Source organism: Streptomyces sp. ITFR-21 (assembly GCF_031844685.1).
In the GTDB taxonomy this organism is placed as follows: Bacteria; Actinomycetota; Actinomycetes; order Streptomycetales; family Streptomycetaceae; genus Actinacidiphila.
This window is the reverse complement of the sequence record NZ_CP134605.1, coordinates 5,498,634-5,523,483: the sequence shown is the minus strand read 5'-3', so window position 1 is coordinate 5,523,483 and position 24,850 is coordinate 5,498,634. Positions and strand designations below refer to the sequence as shown.

Sequence of the window (24,850 nt, the reverse complement as noted above, 5' to 3'; positions counted from 1 at the left end):
GTTCCGGGCGGAGGAGGGGGCGGCTGCGCCGCCGGGTTCAGCCGACCACGGTCAGCGGGCCGATGCCCAGCTCGCGGACAGGCTCGGCGATGGTGGCGGCGTCACCCACCAGGACCACCACCAGCCGGTCTAGCGGGAAGGCGCTGACCACCGCGGCGGTCGCCTCCACGGTGCCGGTGGCGGCCAGCCGGGCGTACAGCTCGGCCTGGTAGGTGTCGGGCAGCTCCTGCTCGACCTGGTCGGCCAGGGTGTCGGCGACGGCCGCGGCGGTCTCGTAGCGCAGGGGCGCGACCCCGACCAGGTTCTGCACCGCGACGTCCCGCTCCTCCTCGGTGAGGCCGCCCTCGGCGAGGGTGCGGATCACCTGCCAGGCGTCCGCGAGCGCCGGGCCGGTGACCTCGGTGGCCACCGAGCCGCTGATCCCCAGCAGCGCGGCGCCGGTGCCGTCCGCGGACGTCAGCAGCACCTGCGCGAAGGCCCGCACCCCGTAGGTGTAGCCCTTCTCCTCGCGCAGCACCCGGTCCAGCCGGGAGGTCAGCGTCCCGCCCAGGCAGTAGGTGCCGAGCACCTGCGCCGCCCAGACCGGGTCCTGGCGGTCCGGGCCGGTACGGCCGACCAGCAGCTGGGTCTGCACCGCGCCGGGCCGGTCGACGACCACCACCCGGGCGGTGTCGTCGGAGGTGATCGCCGGGCGCGGACGCGGCTCGGCCTTGTCCCCGGTCCAGCGGCCGAGGGTGTCGGTCAGCAGCGCCGGCAGGTCGATGCCGGTGAAGTCCCCGACGACCACGGCGGTGGTGGTCGACGGCCGCACGTGCGCCTCGTAGAACGCCCGGACCGCGGGCGCGTCGATGCCGCGGACGGTCTCCTCGGTGCCCTGGCGCGGCCGGGAGCAGCGCAGGTCGGCCGCGAAGAGCTCCTTGTACAGCGCCATCGCGGCGCGGCGGGCCGGGTTGGCCAGCTCGTGCGGGATCTCGTCCAGCCGGTTGGCGACCAGCCGCTTGATCTCGCTCTCGGCGAAGGCGGGCGCGCGCAGCGCCTCGGCGAGCAGGCCGAGCGCCTTGTCGAGCCGGGAGGCGGGCACTTCGAGGGAGACCCGCACCCCCGCGTGGTCGGCGTGCGCGGACAGGCTGGCGCCGCACCGCTCCAGCTCGGCGGCGAACTCCTCGGCGGAGTGCTCGTCGGTGCCCTCGGACAGCGCCCTGGCCATGATGGTGGCCACGCCCTCCAGGGCGGCGGGTTCGGCGTCCAGCGGCGCGGCCAGCACCACCTCGACCGCGATGACCCGCTGGCCGGGCCGGTGGCTGGTGAGCAGCGTCAGCCCGTTGGGCAGAGCGCCCCGCTCCGGCGCCGGGAAGGCCCACGGCTTGGGCTTGCCCGGCTGCGGCTGCGGGTGGAACGTCATGACGGCCGCGGTCTCGCTCATGCTTCGCTCTCTTCCTGTTCGATGGCCTCGGCGCCGCTCCCGGCCGGGCCGGCCTCGTCCTCGCCGTCCCCGGCCCCGGCCCGGTCGCCGCCGGTGGGCTCGTAGACCAGGACCGCCCGGTTGTCCGGGCGCAGCCGGGCGGCGGCCACCGCCCTGACCTCCTCAGCGGTGACGGACAGCACCCGCTGCACCGCGGTCAGGGCGAGCTGCGGGTCGCCGAACAGCACCGCGAACCGGCACAGTTCGTCGGCCCGGCCGTTCACCGTCGCGAGCCGGTCCAGCCACTCACGCTCCAGCTGTGCCTGTGCCCGCTCCATCTCCTCGGGCGTCGGACCCTCCGCGGCGAACCGGGCCAGCTCCTCGTCGACCGCGGCCTCGATGGCGCTCAGTTCGACCCCGGAGGACGCCTTGACGTCCAGCCAGCCGAGCGAGGGGGCCCCCGCCAGCCGCAGCAGCCCGAAACCGGCCGTCACCGCGGAACGGTCCCGCCGCACCAGCCGGTTGTGCAGCCGGGAGGAGTCCCCGCCGCCCAGCACGGTCAGCGCCAGGTCGGCCGCGTCACCCTGCCGGGTGCCGTCCTCGGGGAGCCGGTAGGCCGCCATCAGGGCGCGCGAGGGCACGTCCTCCTCGACGACCTGGCGGGTCTCCCCGCCCATCACCTCCGGCAGCGAGCCGTCGCGCGGCTCGGGTTTGCCGTCGTGCGCCGGGATACTGCCGAAGTACTTCTCGATCCAGGCCAGCGTCTGCTCCGGGTCGATGTCGCCGACCACCGTGAGCACCGCGTTGCCGGGCGCGTAGTACGTACGGAAGAACGCCCGGGCGTCCTCCAGCGAGGCAGCGTCCAGGTCGGCCATCGAACCGATCGGGGTGTGGTGGTACGGGTGGCCGTCGGGGTACGCGAGGGCGGTGAGGCGCTCGAAGGCGGTGCCGTAGGGCACGTTGTCGTACCGCTGGCGGCGCTCGTTCTTCACCACGTCCCGCTGGTTGTCCAGGCTCTCCTGGTCCAGCGCGGTGAGCAGGCTGCCCATCCGGTCGGCCTCCAGCCACAGGGCCAGTTCGACCTGGTGGGCGGGCATCGTCTCGAAGTAGTTGGTGCGTTCGAAGCTTGTGGTGCCGTTGAGCGACCCGCCGGCACCCTGCACCAGCTCGAAGTGGCCGTTGCCCTTCACGCTGGCCGAGCCCTGGAACATCAGGTGCTCGAAGAGGTGGGCCAGGCCGGTGCGGCCCTTGACCTCGTGCCGTGAACCGACGTCGTACCAGAGGCAGACGGCCGCGACCGGGGTGAGGTGGTCCTCGGAGAGCACCACTCGCAGGCCGTTCGCCAGGCGGTGCTCGGTGGCTGTCAGGCCGCTGGAGTGTGCCTCCGGGGTGGCCGTGTGACCCATGGGCAGGCTGTCCTTCCGATCGCGTGCTGGTGACTGCGTAGAGTGCTGCCACTCTAGGGAAGCGAGCCGGTGCCGCGCGAAGTTCCCGCGGACGGCGCGCGCCCGCGCCGGGCGGTGGTCGGTGCTGTCGGCGGCGCGGTCCACAATGGTCGGCAGCAGTCCCCAGGTCCAGACGAAGGAGCGCCGCCGAGATGGCCCGCCGCACGACGAAGACCCCGCCGCCCGACGACGGTTTCGAGGAGCGCATCCTCGACATCGACGTCGTGGACGAGATGCAGGGCTCCTTCCTTGAGTACGCCTACTCGGTCATCTATTCGCGGGCGCTGCCCGACGCCCGCGACGGCATGAAGCCGGTGCACCGCCGCATCGTCTACCAGATGAACGAGATGGGCCTGCGCCCGGAGCGCGGCTACGTGAAGTGCGCCCGCGTCGTCGGCGAGGTGATGGGCAAGCTGCACCCGCACGGCGACTCGTCCATCTACGACGCCATGGTGCGGATGGCGCAGCCCTTCTCGCAGCGGCTGCCGCTGGTGGACGGCCACGGCAACTTCGGTTCGCTGGACGACCTGCCGGCCGCCATGCGCTACACCGAGGCCCGGATGTCCGGCCCGGCGCAGCTGATGGTCGAGTCGATCGACGAGGACACCGTCGACTTCGCGCCGAACTACGACGGCCAGGAGCAGGAGCCGGCCGTACTGCCGTCGGCGTATCCGAACCTGCTGGTCAACGGCTCGTCGGGGATCGCGGTCGGCATGGCCACCAACATGCCGCCGCACAACCTGGGCGAGGTGATCGCCGCCGCCCGCCACCTGATCAGATACCCGGGCGCCGATCTGGACGCCCTGATGCGGTACGTGCCGGGGCCCGACCTGCCGACCGGCGGCCGGATCATCGGCCTGTCCGGCATCCGGGACGCGTACGAGAGCGGGCGCGGCACCTTCAAGATCCGCGCCACGGTGGCGGTGGAGGACGTGACGGCCCGCCGCAAGGGCCTGGTCGTCACCGAACTGCCCTTCAACGTGGGGCCCGAGAAGGTCATCGCCAAAATCAAGGACATGGTCGGCGCCAAGCGGCTGCAGGGCATCGCCGACGTCAAGGACCTCACCGACCGCGAACACGGCCTGCGGCTGGTCATCGAGATCAAGAACGGCTTCAACCCGGAGGCCGTACTGGAGCAGCTCTACAAACTGACGCCGATGGAGGACTCCTTCGGCATCAACAACGTGGCCCTGGTGGACGGCCAGCCGCTCACCCTGGGCCTGCGGGAGCTGTTGCAGGTCTACGTCGACCACCGCTTCGAAGTGGTGCGGCGGCGCAGCGAGTTCCGCCGCACCAAGCGCCGCGACCGGCTGCACCTGGTGGACGGCCTGCTGGTGGCCCTGGTCGACATCGACGAGGTCATCACGATCATCCGGGCCAGCGAGAACGCCGCGCAGGCCAAGGAGCGGCTGATGGAGCGCTTCGGCCTGTCGGACATCCAGACCCAGTACATCCTGGACACCCCGCTGCGCCGGCTGACCCGCTTCGACCGGATCGAGCTGGAGTCCGAGCGGGACCGGCTGAACGCGGAGATCGCCGAGCTAACCCGGATCCTGGACTCCGACGCCGAGCTGCGCAAGCTGGTGTCGGCCGAACTGGCCGCGGTGGCCAAGCAGTACGGGACCGAGCGCCGCACGGTGCTGCTGGAGTCGGCGGACACCCCGCCGGCCGCGGTGCCGCTGGAGGTCGCGGACGACCCCTGCCGGGTGCTGCTCTCCTCGACCGGGCTGCTGGCCCGCACCGAGATCGGCGGCGGGTCCGGGGAGGACGACGGCAGGCGCGCCAAGCACGATGTGATCGTCTCGGCCGTGCCGACCACCGCCCGGGCCGACATCGGCGCGGTGACCTCCGCCGGGCGGCTGCTGCGGCTGACCGTCATCGACCTGCCCATGCTGCCGCCCACCGCGGGCCCGCCCTCGCTGGCCGGGGGCGCGCCACTCGCGGAGTTCCTGTCGCTGGAGGACGACGAGCGGGTGCTGTGCCTGACCACGCTGGACGAGTCCTCGCCCGGTCTGGCGCTGGGCACCGAACAGGGCGTCGTCAAGCGCGTGGTGCCGGACTACCCGGCGAACAAGGACGACCTGGAGGTCATCACCCTCAAGGAAGGCGACCAGGTGGTGGGCGCGGTCGAGCTGCGGACCGGCGAGGAGGACCTGGTCTTCATCACCGACGACGCCCAACTGCTGCGCTACCCGGCCTCCCAGGTGCGCCCGCAGGGCCGCCCGGCCGGCGGCATGGCGGGCATCAAGCTGACCGACGGTGCGAAGGTGATCTCCTTCACAGCGGTCGATCCGGCGGTGGACGCGGTGGTGTTCACCGTGGCCCGCGCCGAGGCCACGCTGGAGGACGCGGATCAGGGAGAGCCCCAGGGCACGGCGAAGCTCACCCCGTTCGACCAGTACCCGCGCAAGGGGCGCGCCACCGGCGGGGTGCGCTGCCAGCGTTTCCTGCGGGGCGAGACCGGTCTGGCGCTGGCCTGGGCGGGCGCCACCCCGGTCCGCGCGGCGACCGCCACCGGCGCCCCGGCCGATCTGCCGCCGAAGGACCCTCGCCGCGACGGCTCCGGAGTACCTCTTCTCAAGCAGGTCTCAGTATTGGCCGGTCCCGTGTAGATCAGCGCCTATTCTCAGCCACGTGAACACCTGTATGCAGACCTCCGTCGAGCTGGACGAGGCGATGGACGGGACCGCAGCGGTCGCCCGGACCTGGCTGCTGATCGAGCAGCCGGGTCCCTGGGGCGCGAAGGCTCTCGGCGCGAGCCGACTGGACCCCGCGGTCGGCCGCGCGCTGGACCGGCTGGCCGCCGTCGCGGGGGTACGGGTCGCGCTGATCCGCCGCCCCGGTCGGCACCCCGACCGGCACCGCCCGGGCCGGCACCGGGTGCTGCTGGCCCACACCGCGCCCGAACACCCGTGGGTGCGCACCGCCGAGGTCACGGACCCGGCCGAGCTGACCGCGCTGGACTTCACCGCCCTGGGCGCGGGCGAGCACGGCGGCTTCGGAACGCCCTACCAGGGGCCGCCGATCGGCCTGGTGTGCACCAACGGCAAGCGGGACCGCTGCTGCGCCGTCCACGGCCGCCCGCTGGCAACCGAGCTCGCGGCCTCCGGCAGCGGCGGCATCTGGGAGACCACCCACCTCGGCGGCCACCGCTTCGCCCCCACCATGCTCGTCCTGCCGCACGGCTACGCCTACGGTCGGATGGACGGCCGCCACGCCCAGCACGTCCTGGCGGCGGCGGCCGCCGGCCGGGTCGTACTGGACAACTGCCGCGGCCGGTCGTCCTGGGAGCGTCCGGGCCAGGCCGCCGAGCTGGCGATACGCCGGCTGACCGGCGAGGAAGGGGCGGGCGCGCTCACGGTGGACCGCACGGAGTCGGATCCCGGCGGCTGGACCGTCCGCGTCACCCACACCGACGGCCGCGCCTGGCGGGTCGCGGTGGCCCAGCACGCCTCCACCCCGCCCCGCCCGGAAAGCTGCGGCGGAGCCCTCGGTACCCCGACCCGGATGGAGGTCACCGCCATCAAGGACCTGTTGGGCAGCCACGCGAGCTGAGCCCGGCCCAGCGCGTCCCGGCAGTCAGGCGGCCCCGGCGCCGGTGAGCGAACGCACCTCCGTCTCCGCGTACTTCCCCTCGTCCGCCGACTCGCGCGACAGCACGGTTCCGAGCCAGCCGGCCAGGAAGCCCAGCGGGATGGAGACCAGCCCGGGGTTCTCCAGCGGGAAGACATGGAAGTCGACTCCGGGGAACAGCGCGTCCGGCCGCCCGGACGTCACCGGCGACAGCACCACCAGCAGCAGAGCAGGTACGAGCCCGCCGTAGACGGACCAGACCGCGCCCCGGGTGGTGAAGCGGCGCCAGAACAGGGAGTAGAGCAGCCCCGGCAAATTCGCCGACGCGGCCACCGCGAAGGCCAGGCCCACCAGGAAGGCGATGTTCTGGTCCTGCGCCAGCAGACTGATCCAGATCGACACCGCTCCGATGCCGACGGCCGCGAACCTGGCCACCCGCACCTCCTCCTGGTCCATCTCGCCCTCGGACTCCCGCTGGGCGTGGCGCCCCCCGTGCCGACCCTGGCCCGCCGGACGGCGCCGGCTGGCGTAGAGGTCGTGGGCCACGGAGGCCGAAGACGCCAGCGTGATGCCCGCGACCACGGCGAGGATCGTGGCGAAGGCCACCGCTCCGACCACCGCGAACAGCACCGTGCCACCGGTGGTCCCCGACCCGCCGCCGAGGATCTCGGCCAGCAGCGGCACCGCGGTGTTGCCCGCCGCGTTCGAGTCCCGCACGGTGTTCGAGCCGACTAGCGCCGCCGCGCCGAACCCCAGCACGATCGTCATCAGGTAGAACGTGCCGATCAGCCCGATCGCCCACACCACCGACCGCCGCGCCGAACGGGCCGTCGGAACGGTGTAGAAACGCGACAGGATGTGCGGCAGCCCGGCCGTACCCAGCACCAGCGCCACACCGAGGCTGATGAAGTCCAGCCGCGACGTCGCGTCCACCCCGTACTTCAGCCCCGGCGCCAGGAACGCGTCCCCCTGCCCGCTCCCGTCCGCCGCCGACCGCAGCAACTCCCCGAAGTTGCCGTGGAAGCGGACCAGCACCAGCGCCGTCAGCGTGACCGTCCCGCCGATCAGCAGCACCGTCTTCACGATCTGGATCCAGGTGGTGGCCCGCATTCCGCCGAAGGACACGTAGAACACCATCAGCGCCCCGACCCCGATCACCGTCCAGGTCCGCACCGCGGCCCCTTCCCCGCCGCCCAGCAGCAGACCCACCAGGCTGCTCGCGCCCACCATCTGGGCCACCAGGTAGAGGATCGACACCGTCACCGACGCAGTACCCGCCGCGATCCGCACCGGCCGCTCCCGCATCCGCGCGGAGAGTACGTCGGCCATCGTGTACCGGCCCACGTTGCGGACCAGTTCGGCCACCAGCATCAGCACGACCAGCCACGCGACGAAGAAGCCCACCGAGTAGAGCATCCCGTCGTAGCCGAACAGCGCGATCAGCCCGGAGATCCCGAGGAAGGACGCCGCCGACATGTAGTCGCCCGCGATGGCCAGCCCGTTCTGCATCGGCGAGAACAGCCGTCCCCCGGCGAAGAACTCCACCGAAGAACTCCGCCGCCGCCCCGCCCACGCGGTGATCGCCAGCGTCACCGACACGAACACGGTGAACAGCACGATCGCCAGGCCCTGATGCTCGCCGGCGGAATCCGCCAGCTGCCGGGTCGCCAGATACCCCGGGGCGGCATTCCCGCCTCCCGGCGACTGCCCGGCCCATTGCGCCGCCGTCAACGCACCCTCTCCTGTCCGGTCCTGGTGGCCAGCGTCCACCGCAGATCGAGCGCCGCCCGGTCCCTGTGCACCCGGGCGTGCCGTGCGTACGCCCACGTCAGCAGGAACGTGCTGGCGAACTGCGCCAGCCCCGCGGCCAACGCGACATTCAGCTCGCCCGCCAGCCGGTACCCCATCAGCCCCGGCGCGGTGGTCGCGGCCACCACGTACAGCAGGTACCAGCCGACGAACCCCGCCACCGCCGGAAAGACGAATCTCCGGTACCGGTCCCGTACGTGCTGGAAGTCCTCGCTGTGCTGCACTTCCAAATAGACCGCCGACCGGTCGCCGACCGTCCAAAGCTCCCCGTACGCGGCGGGATCCTCCCTCACCGCCTCAGGGGCCCGCTCGGGGGCCTGCTGATCCGGCAGCCACAGGCCGGTCGCCCCCACGTCCTGCCAGAGGTCGTTCACCCGCAGCACCCCCGGGTCACCCCCGTCGTGCTTGTCCACCGAACTCTCCTTGCTCCACCGGCCGATCGGCCATGCGCCCAATCATGGACAGAGCGGGAAGATCCAGATAGAACAAGCCGAAACCTTCACCACATCAGGTGATGCCGTGCCGGTATGCATATCCGACCGCTTGTGCCCGGTCCCGTACCCCGGTCTTGGCAAAGAGGTTGTTGATGTGCGTTTTCACCGTCGCCATGCGCACGTGCAACCGCCCAGCGATCTCCGCGTTGGACAGACCCTCCGCCACCAGGGCCAGCACCTCCGCCTCCCGAACGGTCAGCCCGCCCGGCAACTCCGCCCGCTCCCCTCGCCCCATGCCCTCCGGCACGGTTCCGGCACGCACTCCGGCTCGGGCACCGGCTCCCGTTCCGACACCGGCTCCAGTCTTGGCACCGGCGCCCGGTACCGTCGTCGCCAGCGCGTCCAGCAGCCGGCTCTGCACGGTCGGCGACAGGCCCGCCCGGCCCGCCGTCACCTCGACGATGGCCCGTGCGATCTCCTCACGGCCCGCGTCCTTCGTCAGATACCCGCGCGCCCCGCCCCGCAGCGCCGGGAACAGCGAGTCGTCGTCCACGAACGTCGTCAGCACCACCACCTGCGTCCCCGGATACTCCGACCGGATCCGCCGGGTCGCCTCCACCCCGTCACAGCGGGGCATCCGCAGGTCCATCAGCACCACCTCCGGCCGGTGTTCCGCCACCAGCCGTACCGCCTCCTCCCCGTCCGCCGCCGCTCCACCGGCGCCAGCTCCCCGCGCAGCGCGGAGAGCGCCTGCCGTGTCTCAGCGAGCCCCTCCCGAGCCATCCGCCGCGCCGCGACCACTCGCCGCAACACCTCCTCCCGGTCCGCGCCGCCCTCGATCAGCAGTCTGGTCGCCTCCAGATGGACCATCTGCGCGGATAGGCTGTGCGCGAGCACGTCGTGGATCTCCCGGGCGATCCTGGCCCGTTCGGCGAGTGCGGCCGACTCGGCCCCGGCCTCTCGCGCCCCCGCTCCTGCACCAGCAGCCGCTGCGCCTGTCCTCGTGCCTCCGCGTCCAGCCGCACGGTGTACCCGGCCAACGCCAGGCCCAGCGCAAGGAGCACGGCGGCCAGCGGGCTGTCCCCGCTGTCCCACAGCGCGAAACCGGTCAACGAGACGGCCGCGAGAGGCACTCCTGCAGCCAACGGCAGCCGTTCGATGGCGATCACCGCGCAGCCGCACCAGAGCACTGCGGCGGCCACCGGCGCGTCCAGTAGTCGGGCGGTGCCGCCGCCGGCGATCGGCCGCCACCGACCCGGCGGGGCCGGAGCTGGCGGGCGATCACGACTCATGTCCGCAAGGATCACCAGGGCATTGACCAGACCGGACATGAGGGACGCCTCCCTGGCGTGGATTCGGGTGGGCGGGCGGGGTGGCCTGCCCGCGTCCATGAATCTACGCAAATGTCCCGATCAGGGGATCAAACCGGGGGTGGAAAGATCGCCTCCACCCCGGGTGGAGACCCACCCGCCGCGCCCCCGAACATCCTCCCGCCCGGCGCCGGCCAGCCCCACCCCACTCCACCCCGGGTCAGACGTCGATCCGCGCCCGGTCCAGCGTGGAGGCGGAGTTGGTGATGAACTCCTTGCGTGGCGCGACCTCGTTGCCCATGAGCAGGTCGAATGCCTGCTCAGCGGCTTCCAGGTCGCTGATGTTGATCCGCCGCAGGGTGCGGTGCCGCGGGTCCATGGTGGTCTCCGCGAGCTGGTTGGCGTCCATCTCGCCGAGGCCCTTGTAGCGCTGGATGCTGTCCTTGTAGCGGACCTTGCGCCGCTGGAAGTCGAGCAGGGTCTGCCGGAGCTCGTTGTCGGAGTACGTGTAGACGTACTTGTCCTGGCCCTTCTTGGGCTGGACCAGCTCGATCCGGTGCAGCGGCGGCACCGCGGAGAAGACCCGGCCCTCCTCCACCATGGCCCGCATGTAGCGCTGGAAGAGCGTGAGCAGCAGGCAGCGGATGTGGGCGCCGTCGACGTCGGCGTCGGCGAGGAAGATCACCTTGCCGTAGCGGGCCTGGTCGATGTCGAAGGTCCGGCCGGACCCGGCTCCTATGACCTGGATGATCGCGCCGCACTCGGCGTTCTTGAGCATGTCCGAGATGGACGACTTCTGGACGTTGAGGATCTTGCCGCGGATCGGCAGCAGCGCCTGGAACTCGGAGTTGCGGGCCAGCTTGGCGGTGCCCAGGGCCGAGTCGCCCTCGACGATGAACAGTTCGCTGCGCTCGACGTCGTCGCTGCGGCAGTCGGCGAGCTTGGCCGGCAGCGAGGAGGTCTCCAGCGCGGTCTTCCTGCGCTGCGCCTCCTTGTGCTGCCGGGCCGCGATGCGGGTCCTGGCGGCGGCGACGGCCTTCTCCAGCACGGCGCGGGCCTGCGCCTTGGTGTCGCGCTTGACGGAGGTCAGGAACTCCTTGAGCTCCTTCGCCACGACGGCGGCGACGATCCGGTTGGCCGCCGAGGTGCCGAGCACCTCCTTGGTCTGGCCCTCGAACTGCGGCTCGGCGAGACGGACGGTGATCACCGCCGTCATGCCTTCCATGGCGTCGTCCTTGACGATGTCGTCCTCGGCGACGCGCAGCAGCTTGCCGGCGCGCAGTACCTCGTTGATGGTCTTGGTGACCGACCGCTCGAATCCGGTCACATGGGTGCCCCCCTTGGGGGTGGCGATGATGTTGACGAAGGACCGGGTGGTGGTGTCGTACCCGGTGCCCCAGCGCAGCGCGATGTCCACGCCGAGTTCCCGGGTGACCTCGGTGGGTGTCATGTGTCCGAGCTCGTCCAGCACCGGGACGGTCTCCTTGAAGACGCCGCTGCCAGTCAGCCGCAGAACGTCGCAGATCGGCTTGTCCGGAGCCAGGAACTCGCAGAACTCGCTGATGCCGCCGTCGAAGTGGAAGACCTCCTCGACCGGCCGGTCCGTCTCCACGCCGCGCTCGTCGCGGACGACGATGGTCAGGCCGGGCACCAGGAAGGCGGTCTGGCGGGCCCGCTGGTGGAGGTGCTCCAGGGAGAGCTTGGCGTCCTTGAGGAAGATCTGCCGGTCCGCCCAGTAGCGCACCCTCGTGCCCGTACGGGTACGGGGGATCCTCCTGGTCCGGGTCAGGCCGCTCGCCGGGTCGAAGGGCGCGTCCGGGCCGGATTCGGTGAACAGGCCGGGAACGCCCCGCCGGAAGCTGATGGCGTGCGTGTGGCCGCCGCGGTCCACCTCGACGTCCAGCCGGGCGGACAGGGCGTTGACGACGGAAGCTCCGACGCCGTGCAGGCCGCCGGAGGCGGCGTACGAGCCGCCGCCGAACTTGCCGCCGGCGTGCAGTTTGGTCATCACGACCTCGACGCCGGACAGCCCGGTCTTGGGCTCCAGGTCGACCGGGATGCCACGGCCGTTGTCCCGTACCTCGACGGAGCCGTCCTCGTGCAGGATCACCTCGATGCGGTCACCGTGTCCGCCCAGGGCCTCGTCGACGGAGTTGTCGATGATCTCCCACACACAGTGCATCAGACCGCGGCTGTCGGTCGATCCGATGTACATGCCGGGCCGCTTGCGTACGGCTTCGAGACCTTCGAGGACAAGCAGGTGCCGCGCGGTGTAGTTGGAGCCGTCACGATCCGCGCCGGCCAGCAGCGCGGAGGACGGCACGGATGTCTCGGCGGTCACGCGGGCAGCTCCTCGATCCAGATGTTGTGAAATTCGTCAACCGAAGTCGGTCGCACCGGTCAGAGGGTACCGATGCCGGGCAGGGGGGCGACGCCGCGACCCGGTATCCACAACGCCCATACTAGCCGTTATCGAGCAGGCGTTCGATAACCCGTGAGAGTGATACACATGTCACGTTCCCAAAGACGCATGAACCATTTAGGCTCCGGGCACGTCCTCAGCAACAACCCGACAGCCAGCCGGGGGCAAGTTCGGACAAGTGCCCCACTCGGGACATCTGACGTAAATATTCCTATTCGCCGCCAATCGGTAACACCCAGTCACTCCGAAGACGGTTTTCCAGGAAAAGCCGCGAGCGGGAACGTTTTCGGCCTGGTTGGATGTTGACCCTGGTACGACAGCTCGTCGAGCTAGAGAAGAGGCGACGTGACCACTGTTCTGACCCCCGCGAGTCCGCTGACAGCGGCAGACCGCTGCGACCGTTGCGGCGCTCAGGCTTACCTGCGCGTCGTACTCCTCAGCGGCGGAGAGCTGCTCTTCTGCGCTCACCACGGCCGCAAGTTCGAGCCGGAGCTGAAGAAGATCGCAGCGGAAATACAGGATGAGACCGGCAGGCTCACCGACACCCAGGCGTCGGCGGGAGACGACGAGCGCTGACACATCGCACCAGCGACGAGTTCGGATCCGCGGGCGGACGGACCCCTTGAGGGGGTGTCCGCCCGCGGGTTTTCCCGAGGACGTCGGCGCTCACCCCGGTCTTCACATGTGCTGCGCCACCAGCGCGGCCACCGCGGAGACCCGGGTGTAAACGCCCGGATACGCGGCCTGCGCGCATCCACTGCCCCACGACACCAGTCCCACCAGGCGACCCGACACCACCAGGGGCCCGCCGCTGTCGCCCTGACAGGCGTCACGGCCCCCGCCACGCGCTCCGGCGCACATCATGGTGGCCTTCAGATAGGTGCCGTCGGAACTCCCCGGATACGCCTTCTCACAGGTCGTGTCCGCGAAGACCGTAACCGGCGCGGAGCGGAGTGCATCCGCGTAGTCGCCGCGTCCGGTCGTATCCCCCCAGCCGTACACCTCCGCCTGGGCACCGTCCTGGTACAGCTGGGTGTCCGACGGCTGGGCCAGTGCGATGCCCGTCCCGCCGGGCAGCGCTTCCTCCAGCGTGATCACGGCCACGTCCCCGGCGTTGGTGGAGGGATCGAAGCCCGGGTTCACCCACACCTGCGACAGTCGGATCTCCTCGCCGGCGTCGCCGGTCAGATCGGTGCGGTCCGCGATGACACGCAGATCGGGCAGCTGCCGCCAGTCGGAGACGCCGAGCGCTTCCCGGCCGAAACAGTGCGCGGCGGTGACGACCGTCCGCGGGGAGACGACCGCGCCCCCGCAGAACTGGCCGGAGCGGTCGGTACCGAAGCGCGAGCGGCTGGACAGCGCCACCACCCACGGCTCCTGGTCGGTACTGGCGGGGGTGCCGCCGATGATCACACCGTTCGCCGCCGCCGGGGCCGCAGGCCCCGCGAGCGGCAGGACGGCCGCGGGCAGCAGTGCTACCACAGCCGCCGTCACGGCACGGATGGGGAAACGCATACGGCCTCCTGACCCTATGAACAACTCTGAGCACCCAGAGTTATCGATAGGATCGGAGGCCGCATCCGCAGGAGGCCACTTCCGGTGACCCGAAACGCGTTCGGTGCTGGTACCGTCCGAGGTACCCCCGGATCAGTCCAGGTAGTCCCGGAGAACCTGGGAGCGCGACGGGTGCCGCAGCTTGGACATCGTCTTGGACTCGATCTGCCGGATCCGCTCGCGCGTCACCCCGTAGACCTTGCCGATCTCGTCCAGCGTCTTGGGCTGCCCGTCGGTGAGGCCGAAGCGCATCGAGACCACGCCCGCCTCCCGCTCGGAGAGGGTGTCCAGAACCGAGTGCAGCTGCTCCTGCAGAAGCGTGAAGCTGACCGCGTCGGCGGGCACGACCGCCTCGGAGTCCTCGATCAGGTCACCGAACTCGCTGTCGCCGTCCTCGCCCAGCGGGGTGTGCAGCGAAATGGGCTCGCGGCCGTACTTCTGGACCTCGATGACCTTCTCAGGGGTCATGTCGAGTTCCTTGGCCAGCTCCTCCGGAGTGGGCTCGCGGCCCAGGTCCTGGAGCATCTGGCGCTGGACGCGGGCCAGCTTGTTGATGACCTCGACCATGTGCACCGGGATGCGGATGGTACGGGCCTGGTCGGCCATGGCGCGGGTGATCGCCTGCCGGATCCACCAGGTGGCGTAGGTGGAGAACTTGAAGCCCTTGGTGTAGTCGAACTTCTCGACCGCGCGGATCAGGCCCAGGTTTCCTTCCTGGATGAGGTCCAGGAAGAGCATGCCGCGGCCGGTGTAGCGCTTGGCCAGCGACACCACGAGCCGGAGGTTGGCCTCCAGCAGGTGGTTCTTGGCCCAGCGGCCGTCCTCGGCGATGATCTCCAGCTCACGCTTGAGCTTGGGTGCGAGCTTGTCGGCCGCCGCGAGCTTGTCCTCGGCGAACAGGCCGGCCTCGATCCGCTTGGCGAGCTCGACCTCCTGCTCGGCGTTGAGCAGCGGGACCTTGCCGATCTGCTTGAGGTAGTCCTTGACCGGGTCGGCGGTGGCACCGGCGACCGCGACCTGCTGGGCAGGCGCGTCGTCCTCGTCGTCGTCGGAGAGCACGAAGCTCTCGGACTCCGTCTTCTCGGTGTCCTCCTCCCCGCTCTTGCCACCGGGCACGACCTCTTCGAGCAGTTCGTCGGTCTCGGCGACCGCCTCGTCCTCGCTCGGTACGGCAGCAGTGGTCTTCTTGGCCGCTGCCACCTTCTTCGCGGGGGCCTTTTTGGCGGCCGTCTTCTTGGCGGCGACCTTCTTCGCCGGCGCCTTCTTGGCTGGGGTTTCCGCCTCCACCGATGGCTCCACCGTGGTCTCGGCCTCGACCACCACCGCAGGGGTGGGGGCCGTGGGCGCTACGGTCTTCTTGGCAGGGGCCGCCTTGGTGGCGACCGTCTTGGTGGCAGTACGCTTCGCCGGGCTCTTGGCTGCGACGCTCTTACGGGTGCGCTTGGGCGCCTCAGCGGCAGTCACCATCAGCGTCACACCCTCCTCGTCGAGGACCTGGTTGAGGCTGCGCAGAACGTTCTTCCACTGGGTTGCCGGAATCTGGTCCGCTTCGAACGCCCGACGCACGTCGTCGCCGGCGATCTGGCCCTGGGCCTTACCCTGCTCGATGAGTGCCATCAGAGACTGGGATTCGGCGATCTCGGACGGGAGCGTACGGGATGTGCTGGCCGACACGAACAACCTCTCGGAACGATGGGAACGACTCGGTGGAACCGCACAGCGGCTCAGCGCCAGACGCGACGCTGGATATTCCTCGTACGGCCGCCACCTATTAAGTCATCGCACTGCCTCGCCAAGCGTTACGCCCACCCTACGTGGCCCGAGTCACACCACGAATAGTACCCATCATCGGAAAATCGGACATCTGATACGTCTAAGGCCGCCGCGGGCCCCGTCAACGGGTGACCCACGGCGGCCCGGGGGCAGTCAGTGTTCGCGCGGGGCGGGGACGACGTGGTCGGCCGGGCCCGCCGCCGGCTGCTCGTCGGGTACCGCGAGCAGCTGGCGCATTGCCGCTTCCGCGGTGCCGCCGTCGCCGCCGGCGAGCGCGTCGACGATCCGGTGGTGCAGCCCGACGGAGGCGTCGGCGGGGCGGTCGCAGCCGGTGGCCGGGCCGCCGGAGACGTGGAGGGCGGAGGAGACGATACCCGACAGGTGCTCCAGCATCCGGTTGCCCGCGACCTGCAGGAGCAGGCTGTGGAACTCGGCGTCGGCGCGGGAGAACGTGAGGGCGTCTCCCTGGGCGGCGGCGTGGGCCATGATCTCCGCCATGTCGGCCAGCCGCTGCTGAATGTCCTCGCGCCCGTGGCCGGCGGCGAGCCTGGCGGCCAGTGGCTCGATGGTCCAGCGCAGTTCGAGCAGTTCGCGGCGCTGCTCGTCGCGCTGCGGTCCGAACGCCCGCCATTCGATGATGTCGGGGTCGAGCAGGTTCCAGTCGCTGACCGGACGGACCCGGGTACCGACATTGGGGCGGGCACTCACCAGGCCCTTGGCCTCCAGCACGCGCAGGGACTCGCGCACCACGGTGCGGGAGACCTCGAAACGCTGGCCGATCTCCTCGGGCACGAGGGGGCGGTCGGCGCCGAGGTCGCCGGAGACGATCATCTGTCCGAGCTGCTGGACGAGTTGGCCGTGCAGCCCCCGGCCGCGACTGCCGCCCGTGCGGCGGCCGACCCGGTTCATGTCCGGCTCCGCGCCCTCCCAGGACGGCAGTCCGGGGCGGTCGGCGCCGGGGGTGTCGGCGTACGAATAGCGGTCCAGCTCGCCCGGACCGGAGATCCCGGAGTCGGCTGAGCGAGCCGAGGTCATCATGGAATGCGCAAGGGTACTCACGCATCTTTTGTCGGCGAAGCCGGTGCGCGCCTTGAGGGCTTTGCTGAAAAGCACACGAAAGGGTGAGTGCTCATCACCTGATAATTGACGTTTTTGTGGACGAATCAGCTCTTTTTGCTGGTCAGTGGTGCAGTAGTGGCCGCCGGGACGGCAGTTGTCCTGCGCCCCCTGCGCCGGCCGCGCATCGCGCTCGCCGCATAGGCTCCGGCGAGCGCGACCAGCGACAACACCAGCGCGAGGAAGAAGGGTTGGGCGGCGAGCCGCAGCGTCCCGGACACCGTACGGCCGTCCTGGGAGACGCCCGTCAGCACCGACCACAACGCCCCGGCCGCATCGCCGAGTTCCCCGGCGGCGCGCTCACCGAGGGCCGCCCGTACGGCCGGTACGACCAGCACCGGAACAGCGAGCACCGCGGCCAGTCCCAGCGCCGTGGTGCGGAACACGGCCGCGGCCAGCACACCCGCCCAGGCGCAGCCGACGGCGAGGGCCGCCCAGCCGGCGAGGGCCGCCGGATGGGCAAGCGGCCCGACGTCCCGCCGGGCGCCGGGCAGGGTGTACAGCAGTGCCACGTCGATGACCGCGGCGAGCCCGGCGAGCAGAACGGCGGCAACGGCGGCGACCGCGAGTTTCGCCACCAGCAGCCGGGGGCTGCGGGGTTCCGGGCCGTAGCCGGGGGCGAGTGCCGGGTAGGTGAACTCCTGCCCGTAGCTCAGCGCGCCCAGCCCCCCGGCGCCGATCGCTGCGGCGGGCAGCGGCAGTTCGGCGGCCCAGCCGGAGACCAACCGCAGCGGCGAGGTGGAGACGGGACCCAGCCGGGTCATCAGTACGGTGCCGAGCGCCGATCCCGACAGGGCCACCACGGCGGTGATCCAGGGGGTACGCACACCGAAGGCCCGGCGTACCTCGTAGCCGACCGGGCGTTCCGGCCCGGTGCGGTGGGCGATCCGCCGCACCGGCGGCGGCCTCCTGCGTCCGTGGAAAGAGCGGGGGCCGGCTTCGTCGGCCGCGGCGGCATGGGCCGCCTGCCCGGCCCCGTCGGAGAGGTGGTGCAACAGGACCCCGTGACGGTACGCGGTCTCGCCGACCTCCGCGGACGTCGTTCCATAGGCGGTGATACAGGTGCCGGTCGTCATGACGACCTCCGCGCCGCTGTCGCCGAGCAGCCCGGCAAGCCGCTCGGCGTACGGGGAACGCACCTCGACATGAGGTCGCAGCCGGCTGCGGGCGAAGTCCGCGGCCGGTTCGTCGGCGACAAGCCGGCCCTTGTCCAGCGCGATCACGCGGTCGGCGGTACGGGCCAGGGACCGCGCGTCCCTGCCGGTGAGGAGTACCGCGCCGCCGGCCTCCGCGTGTCCGCGTGCCAGGCCGTGCACCCAGGCGGCCTCCCGTGGCGGCAGTCCGCGAGCGGGGTCGTCCAGGACCAGGAGGCGCGGGCGGGCCAGCAGCGCGACGGCGGTTCCCAACCGCCGGTCCATGCCCAGGGAGAACGTGCCGAGCCGTTCGTCGGCCATCGCGTCGAGCCCGGCCAGGTGCAGCGTTTCGTCCGCCCGGGACAGGGGCACTCCGAAGGCGGCACAGAGCATACGCAGGTGGCCGCGGGCGGTGCGGCGCGGGTGTCCGCCGATATCGCCGACGAGGGCGCCGATCTCCCGGGCCGGATGCGGCAGATCGTGCAGAAGGCACCCGTCGACGAGGGTGGAGCCGCGGCCCGCCTCGATGCCGAGCAGCAGCCGGACCGCGGTGGACTTGCCGGACCCGGCGGGGCCGAGCAGTCCGGTCACCGCGCCCGGATGGACGTCGAAGGTGAGGTCGGCGACGGCGGGCCGGGCGTTGCGGCGGCAGGTGCTGGTCAATCCGATGGCCTGGATCACCCCAGCACCATAACTCCCAAAAGGAACAAAATGGCCGAACGGCCCGGTCTTCAGACCTCCGGTCTCAGCATCGGCGGATTGAGCAGGGTGGCGCCCCCGGCCCTGAACAGCTGCGCAGGGCGGCCGCCCTGACGGGTCGTGGTCCCTCCGGTGGGCACAAGGAAGCCGACCGTCCCGGTCACCTTGCGATGGAAGTTGCGCGGGTCGAGCGCCACTCCCCACACCGCCTCGTACACCCGGCGCAGTTCCCCCACCGTGAACTCCGGCGGGCAGAAGGCCGTCGCCAGCGACGAGTACTCGATCTTCGACCGGGCCCGCTCCACACCGTCAGCCAGGATCCGGTGGTGGTCGAAGGCCAGCGCGGCGGTCTCACCCGGGTGCTCCTGGCCGCTCTCCGCCAACAGCGTGTCCACCGGGGCCCACCGCGCGCCGCGGGCGTCACCTCCGGCCCGGGGCGCCGGCAGGTCGGGGGCCAGCACCAAGTGGGCGACGCTGACCACTCTCATCCGCGGATCCCGCTGCGGATCGCCGTAGGTCGCCAGTTGTTCGAGGTGTGCTCCGTTCTGCGCCCGCAGCCCGGTCTCCTCGGCCAGCTCACGCGCCGCGGCCTGCGAGAGGTCCTCGTCGCCGCGGACGAAACCGCCCGGAAGCGCCCACCGCCCCTGGAAGGGGGGCTCACCCCGGCGTACGGACAGTGCGCACAGCGCGTGTTCTCGCACCGTGAGCACGACCAGGTCGACGGTGACGGCGAAGGGCGGAAAGGCCGACGGGTCGTAACGCGACATGCCGCGATCCTAGTCGTCTCCCTGACGATAATCAGCCGGATCGCCACCTCTTCGCGATCAGGTCCCGAAGGCCCCGCCGGGCACGCAGGCCACGGCCCGACTACCGTTCCCGGGCGGGAGCCGCAGCTCACCCGCACCGCCTCGCACCTCCGGAGACAGATCCATGGCCGTCCACCGCCAGCCCGGCACCGTCCTCACCGACCACGCCTTCGCCGTACCTCTGGACCACGACGCGCCCGACGGGGAGCAGATCGAGGTCTATGCCAGGGAGGTCGTCGCGGCCGGCCGGCAGGACGACCGACTGCCGTGGCTGCTCTATCTCCAGGGCGGCCCCGGCGGCCGTTCGCCGCGTCCCCTCGGGCGCGACGGATGGCTCACCCGCGCGCTGGACGACTACCGGGTGCTGCTGCTGGACCAGCGCGGCACCGGCCGCTCCACCCCGGCGTCCCGGCAGACCCTTCCCGGGCGCGGTGACGCCGCCGCGCAGGCGCGGTACCTCGCTCACTTCCGGGCGGACTCCATCATCCGGGACTGCGAGGTGATCCGGCGCCGACTCCTCGGCGCGGACGGGCGCTGGAGTGTCCTCGGCCAGAGCTTCGGGGGCTTCTGCGCCGTCACCTACCTCTCGTTCGCTCCCGAAGGGCTGCGCGAGGTGCTGATCACCGGCGGACTGCCCGGCCTCCGGTCCTCCGCCGAGGAGGTGTACCGCGCCGCCTATCCGCGGATCGAGCGCAAGAACCTCGGCCACTACGCGCGCTACCCCGAGGACGTCGGCACGGTCCGCGAGATCGTCCGTCACCTGAACGACGGCAAGATCGCCCTGCCGGGCGGCGGGCGTCTCACCCCCGAGGCGTTCCAGTCACTCGGGGCGATGCTGGGATCCGCGGACGGCTCGCACACCCTGCACTATCTGATCGAGGACGCCTTCGTACCGGGGCTGTCGGTGCCGGTGCTGTCCGACTCCTTCCTGTCCGAGGTGCAGACACATCTGTCCTTTGCGGGCAATCCCCTCTACGCGGTGCTGCACGAGGCGATCTACGGGCAGCGCTCGGTGTCGCCGGGCGGGACGGACTGGGCGGCCGACCGGGTACGCCGGGAGTTCCCGCAGTTCGACGCGGCCGGGGCAGCGGCCCAGGACCGGCCGGTGCTGTTCACGGGCGAGACGATCCACCCGTGGATGTTCGCGACCGACCCGGCGCTGGCACCACTGCACGAGACGGCCGAGCTGCTGGCGCACCGCGGGCAGTGGCCGGACCTCTACCGCCCGGAGCGGTTGGCGCGCAACGAGGTGCCGGTGGCCGCGGCGATCTACCACGACGACATGTACGTCGACACCGCCGACTCCCTCGCCACCGCCCGCGCGGTTCAAAACCTGCGGACCTGGGTCACCGACGAGTACGAACACGACGGTCTCCGGGTGAGCGGCGGCCGGGTCCTCGACCGGCTCGTCCGGCTGGTCCGCGGCGAGTCGTAGACGCGGCGACGACCCGCTTGCGGCGTTCATGGCGCAGGCAGCTGCGCAGCAGCTCGGGATCCAGGCCCTCGTTCACGGAATGGTGGAGCAACCGCGCGAAGGTGTAGTGGGGTTCGCGGTCGAGCGCCATGCCGAGCGCGACCCGGGCCTCGGACTCGTCGCCCGACGACCACGCGACCCACCCGGCGAGGGCCAACGGCGCGGCGGCGTGATCACCGTAGGGGCCGGCGCAACGGCGGGCCAGCGCGCGCCACAGCCGCAGGGCCGCGTCGGCCTGTAGGGGCTCCATCCACTCGGCGGCCCGGTCGCGCGCTTCCCTGTCCTGCAGACCGAGGATGATCGCGGCTGCCTCGTCGTCGCCGAGCAGCCTGTCGTCCCGTCCGTCGCCGCGCCCGGGGTCAGTGATCGGGGGCGCCGTGCGGAAGCGCTCCAGCGCCGCGCGGGCCAGGCCGAGGGTGCGTTTCCTGATCTGCTCCTCCTGTTCTCCGCCGTCGTGGTCCATCATGCGCGGGACCAGCTCGGCGGCCGCGATGTCGAGCGCGATCTCGTGTCTGCGGTTCCGCTCGGCGGGCCTGAGTCGGGCTTCCATGTCCCGGAGGGAACCGGGAACAGGCAGTCCCGCGTAGGCGGCGGTCGCGGCCATGGCCGTACTGCCGGCCGGCGGAAGCTCCTGCCCGTCGCCGGGCACGGCGGCCGTGTCGGGCCGACAGTAGGACCACCAGCGGCCCGCCGACAGGCACAGCGCTTCCACGACGGGGACGTCCAACTCGCCGCAGGCGAGCCTCAGCCGCTGGGCAAGTGGTCGCAGGCGTTCCACGACGGAGCCGGCGGCCTCGCCCGCGCGCGGATCCTGGCAGAGGAAGATGACGACGGAGTCCGGCCGGGCACCGCGCCGCGTACTGTTTTCCACCAGGCAGTCCGCGAGCTGCCCGGCCACCTCCGGCCATTCCTCGGGGTCCTGCGGCAGACCGAGGCGGAGGCGTCCGCCGAACCGGCGGTTTTCTCCGTGCAGCGCCAGCATCACCAGGCTGTCCGTCGGATAAAAGCCCATCAGATACGGCAGGGCGTCGGCGAGTTCCGCGGGTCCGCGCAGGGTGACCTTGATGTCGTCGGTCGCCTGCGATGACTGTGCGTGATGTGTTTCGTTGCTCTGTGTCATGGTTCGACGATGACGCATCCCGCATGTTTCGCACCAGACCCCCCTGAAGGCCTGTGGATAACTCTGCTCGACGCTATCCACCGGTCACGGAACGGCGTCGGCGGACCGCGGGTCCGATCGAAGTGCCGAAGACGGCTGCAGATCGGTGGTGCGCGGGTCGCAGGCGTACGGGAGTTCCCGGCGCCCGGTGCCCGTCCCCCGACCGCCGCCGGGGTGGGCGGCGGCGGCCGTCGTACCCGGCCGGCCGTTCGCGGTGCCGGCTGTCGCCGCCGCGCTGTGCCGCGTCACGGTCCCGCAGCGTGGGACAGGCCGGCCGGGCGCCGGCGGGCGCCGCCTACCCGGCCAGGGCGAGGACGAGGGGGAGTACCTGATCGGCTCCGGCCTGCCGCAGGAGGCGGGCGCCCACGGCCAGGGTCCAGCCGGAATCGGAGTAGTCGTCGACGAGCAGGACCGGACCGGGGGCGCCGGCCAACGAGCCGGCCAGTTCAGGGGGCACCGTGAACGAGGCGACCAGGGCGCGCAGCCGCTGCGCGGAGTTGCTGCGGTGCGCGCCCTGGTCGTCGGCCTGCGGGGTGTACGCCAGGCCGCCCAGCAGCGGGAGCCTGCCCACGCGGGCGAGTCCCCCGGCCAGTGAGCCGATCAGCTGCGGGCGGGTGCGGGACGGCATGGTGACGACCCCCACCGGCCGCGCCACCGCCTCGGCCGAGTCGCCGGCCCAGCCGTCGGGCGAGCGGGCCCAGTCGGCGAGCACCCGCACCACGGCGGCCAGCACATCGTCGGGCACCGGCCCGTCCGTGGCCTGCGCCGACACGATCGGCCGCAGCCGGTTGCCCCAGCCGATGTCCGACAGCCTTCCCAGCGCCCGCCCGGTGACCGCCTGCTGGCCCGCGGGAATTCGGCCCTTGAGGTCCATTCCGACCGCGGCGAGTCCGGTCGGCCACATCCTGCGGGGTTCGACCTCGACCCCCGGACGGTCCAGCTCGCCTGTCGCCGCCGCGAGCGACCCGGGAGACACGGCGGGATCGAACCAGGCTCCGGCGCAGGAATCGCAGCGACCGCACGGGACCGCCTTCTCGTCGTCGAGCTGCCGCTGCAGGAACTCCATCCGGCACCCGGTGGTCGCCACGTAGTCCCGCATGGCCTGCTGTTCGGCCAGCCGCTGCCGGGCGACCCACGCGTACCGCTGCGCGTCGTACGCCCAAGGCCGCCCTGTCGCGGTCCAGCCGCCCTTGACGCGCTTGACCGCCCCGTCCACGTCCAGGACCTTCAGCATCGTCTCCAGGCGCGAGCGCCGAAGATCCACCAGCGGCTCCAGCGCCGGCAGCGACAGCGGACGGCCCGCCTGCTCCAGTACCGCCAGCGTGCGCCGGACCTGCTCCTCGGGCGGGAAGCCCACCGAAGCGAAGTACGCCCAGATCGCCTCGTCCTCCCGCCCCGGCAGCAGCAGCACATCGGCGTGGTCCACCCCGCGTCCCGCACGGCCCACCTGCTGGTAGTAGGCGATGGGAGACGCCGGCGACCCCAGGTGCACCACGAAACCCAGGTCCGGCTTGTCGAAGCCCATCCCCAGCGCCGAGGTCGCCACCAGTGCTTTGACCCGGTTCGCCAGCAGATCCTCCTCCGCCTGCAACCGGTCGGCGTTCTCCGTCTTCCCCGTGTAGGAGGCCACCGGATACCCGCGCTGCCGCAGGAACGCCGCGACCTCCTCCGCCGCCGCGACCGTCAGCGTGTAGATGATCCCCGAGCCCGGCAGGTCCCCCAGCCGCTCCCCCAGCCACGCCAGGCGATGCGCCGCGTCCGGCAACCGCAGCACCCCCAACCGCAGGCTCTCCCGGTCCAGCGGCCCCCGCAGGACCAGGGCGTCCCCGCCCCCCGTGCCCAGCTGTTCGGCCACGTCCGCGGTCACCCGTGCGTTCGCCGTCGCCGTCGTGGCCAGCACCGGCACACCCGCCGGCAGCTCCGCCAGCATCGTGCGCAGCCGACGGTAGTCGGGCCGGAAGTCGTGCCCCCAGTCAGAGATGCAGTGCGCCTCGTCGACCACCAGCAGACCGGTCGCGGCCGCCAGCTCCGGCAGCACCTGATCGCGAAAATCCACGGAGTTCAGACGCTCGGGACTGACGAGGAGGACATCGATCTCGCCGCTCTCTACCTCCCCGTAGACCGTCTCCCAGTCCTCCGGGTTGGCCGAGTTGATGGTGCGCGCCCGGATACCGGCCCGCGCCGCCGCCTCGACCTGGTTGCGCATCAACGCCAGCAGCGGCGAGATGATCACCGTGGGCCCCGAGCCGCGCCGGCGCAGCAGAGCGGTGGCCACGAAGTACACGGCCGACTTGCCCCACCCGGTCCGCTGCACCACCAGAGCCCGCCGACGCTCCTCCACCAGAGCCGCCACCGCCTGCCACTGGTCCTCCCGCAACCGCGTCGAGCCCCCGGGGTCACCGACGAGCTCGGCGAGGACGGCATCGGCTTCGGCGCGCAGTTCCAGGTTGTCCATGCCCCCATGCAACCCGATGGCAAGGACAATCGGCGACTTCACCCCGCGTGACAGCCGCCTCACGCGCGGCCCGCCGGCCGCGTACCGATCGAGGACGGCCGCGGCGGACCTCCGCACCGGGACCCCACCCCCGGCCGAGGCGTCCGCGCCGCGCACGGCGCCGGGGCCGCATTGGTGGTGGACGATGCCGCGGACACCGGACGGTCCCTCGCGGCGGGCGCGCGGACGCTGCGGCAGGCGGGCGCGACGGCGGCGTTCCCGCTGGTCCTGGCCGTGCAGGACCGAT

The 24,850-nt window shown here is 71.6% G+C and carries 17 protein-coding genes and 1 pseudogene; 4 read left to right on the top strand and 14 right to left on the bottom strand.

From position 1 onward, the window contains the following. Positions 1–37: 37 nt before the first annotated feature. Positions 38–1,423, bottom strand: coding sequence for a M16 family metallopeptidase (locus tag RLT57_RS24710; RefSeq protein WP_311299458.1), 1,386 nt, complete (start codon positions 1,421–1,423; stop codon positions 38–40). After that, positions 1,420–2,808 (bottom strand): M16 family metallopeptidase, encoded by a 1,389-nt coding sequence (locus tag RLT57_RS24705; RefSeq protein ID WP_311299457.1) that lies wholly within the window; start codon positions 2,806–2,808, stop codon positions 1,420–1,422. Before RLT57_RS24705 ends, RLT57_RS24710 begins: the two co-directional genes overlap by 4 nt. Positions 2,809–2,999: 191 nt before the next feature. Here RLT57_RS24705 and RLT57_RS24700 point away from each other — a divergent pair, with 191 nt between their 5' ends. Together RLT57_RS24700 and RLT57_RS24695 are read left to right on the top strand one after the other, a co-directional pair. After that, positions 3,000–5,459, top strand: a complete 2,460-nt coding sequence (locus RLT57_RS24700; protein ID WP_311299456.1) for a DNA gyrase/topoisomerase IV subunit A — start codon at positions 3,000–3,002, stop codon at positions 5,457–5,459. A 22-nt stretch (positions 5,460–5,481) separates the two neighbouring features. Continuing rightward, positions 5,482–6,402: a sucrase ferredoxin gene (locus RLT57_RS24695; RefSeq protein ID WP_311299455.1), complete on the top strand. Its 921-nt coding sequence runs from the start codon at positions 5,482–5,484 to the stop codon at positions 6,400–6,402. A gap of 24 nt (positions 6,403–6,426) precedes the next feature. Here the strand turns inward: RLT57_RS24695 and RLT57_RS24690 are convergent, their stop codons facing one another. The 5 genes and pseudogenes from RLT57_RS24690 to RLT57_RS24670 form a co-directional block, all read right to left on the bottom strand. Then, entirely contained in the window at positions 6,427–8,076 is a 1,650-nt protein-coding gene (locus tag RLT57_RS24690) for a solute symporter family protein (protein WP_311300852.1), read from the bottom strand. Positions 8,077–8,147: 71 nt separating this feature from the next. Further along, entirely contained in the window at positions 8,148–8,642 is a 495-nt protein-coding gene (locus RLT57_RS24685; protein ID WP_311299454.1) for a DUF485 domain-containing protein, read from the bottom strand. A 94-nt stretch (positions 8,643–8,736) separates the two neighbouring features. Further along, positions 8,737–9,345 (bottom strand): LuxR C-terminal-related transcriptional regulator, encoded by a 609-nt coding sequence (locus tag RLT57_RS24680; protein WP_399129926.1) that lies wholly within the window; start codon positions 9,343–9,345, stop codon positions 8,737–8,739. Positions 9,346–9,374: 29 nt separating this feature from the next. Further along, positions 9,375–9,868: pseudogene (locus RLT57_RS24675) on the bottom strand (histidine kinase); the annotation flags it as partial. Positions 9,869–10,193: 325 nt separating this feature from the next. Next, a complete protein-coding gene (locus RLT57_RS24670) occupies positions 10,194–12,314 on the bottom strand; it encodes a DNA gyrase/topoisomerase IV subunit B (protein ID WP_311299452.1) in 2,121 nt (706 codons plus the stop codon). 426 nt (positions 12,315–12,740) lie between these two features. Here RLT57_RS24670 and RLT57_RS24665 point away from each other — a divergent pair, with 426 nt between their 5' ends. Next, the gene (locus tag RLT57_RS24665; RefSeq protein ID WP_311299451.1) at positions 12,741–12,971 is read left to right on the top strand and encodes a DUF7455 domain-containing protein; all 231 of its coding nucleotides are present in this window, start codon (positions 12,741–12,743) and stop codon (positions 12,969–12,971) included. Positions 12,972–13,073: 102 nt separating this feature from the next. Here the strand turns inward: RLT57_RS24665 and RLT57_RS24660 are convergent, their stop codons facing one another. The 5 genes from RLT57_RS24660 to RLT57_RS24640 form a co-directional block, all read right to left on the bottom strand. Further along, complete coding sequence (locus RLT57_RS24660; RefSeq protein WP_311299450.1) at positions 13,074–13,910, bottom strand: S1 family serine peptidase; 837 nt, start codon at positions 13,908–13,910, stop codon at positions 13,074–13,076. 132 nt (positions 13,911–14,042) lie between these two features. Beyond that, a complete protein-coding gene (locus tag RLT57_RS24655) occupies positions 14,043–15,629 on the bottom strand; it encodes an RNA polymerase sigma factor (RefSeq protein ID WP_311299449.1) in 1,587 nt (528 codons plus the stop codon). Between the two features lie 246 nt (positions 15,630–15,875). Next, on the bottom strand, positions 15,876–16,835 hold the full coding sequence (locus RLT57_RS24650; RefSeq protein WP_311299448.1) for a FadR/GntR family transcriptional regulator: 960 nt from the start codon (positions 16,833–16,835) through the stop codon (positions 15,876–15,878). 50 nt (positions 16,836–16,885) lie between these two features. Further along, complete coding sequence (locus tag RLT57_RS24645; RefSeq protein WP_311299447.1) at positions 16,886–18,652, bottom strand: ATP-binding cassette domain-containing protein; 1,767 nt, start codon at positions 18,650–18,652, stop codon at positions 16,886–16,888. Positions 18,653–18,702: 50 nt separating this feature from the next. Then, complete coding sequence (locus RLT57_RS24640) at positions 18,703–19,437, bottom strand: NUDIX hydrolase (protein WP_311299446.1); 735 nt, start codon at positions 19,435–19,437, stop codon at positions 18,703–18,705. A 163-nt stretch (positions 19,438–19,600) separates the two neighbouring features. Here RLT57_RS24640 and RLT57_RS24635 point away from each other — a divergent pair, with 163 nt between their 5' ends. Next, positions 19,601–20,911, top strand: a complete 1,311-nt coding sequence (locus tag RLT57_RS24635) for an alpha/beta fold hydrolase (protein ID WP_311299445.1) — start codon at positions 19,601–19,603, stop codon at positions 20,909–20,911. On the opposite strand, the gene RLT57_RS24630 is transcribed toward RLT57_RS24635, so the two are convergent. Then, positions 20,823–22,070 (bottom strand): DUF4192 domain-containing protein, encoded by a 1,248-nt coding sequence (locus RLT57_RS24630; protein ID WP_311299444.1) that lies wholly within the window; start codon positions 22,068–22,070, stop codon positions 20,823–20,825. The two genes, RLT57_RS24635 and RLT57_RS24630, sit on opposite strands and share 89 nt — an antisense overlap. A 334-nt stretch (positions 22,071–22,404) precedes the next feature. Next, positions 22,405–24,564, bottom strand: coding sequence for a RecQ family ATP-dependent DNA helicase (locus tag RLT57_RS24625; RefSeq protein ID WP_311299443.1), 2,160 nt, complete (start codon positions 24,562–24,564; stop codon positions 22,405–22,407). Positions 24,565–24,850: the final 286 nt, after the last annotated feature.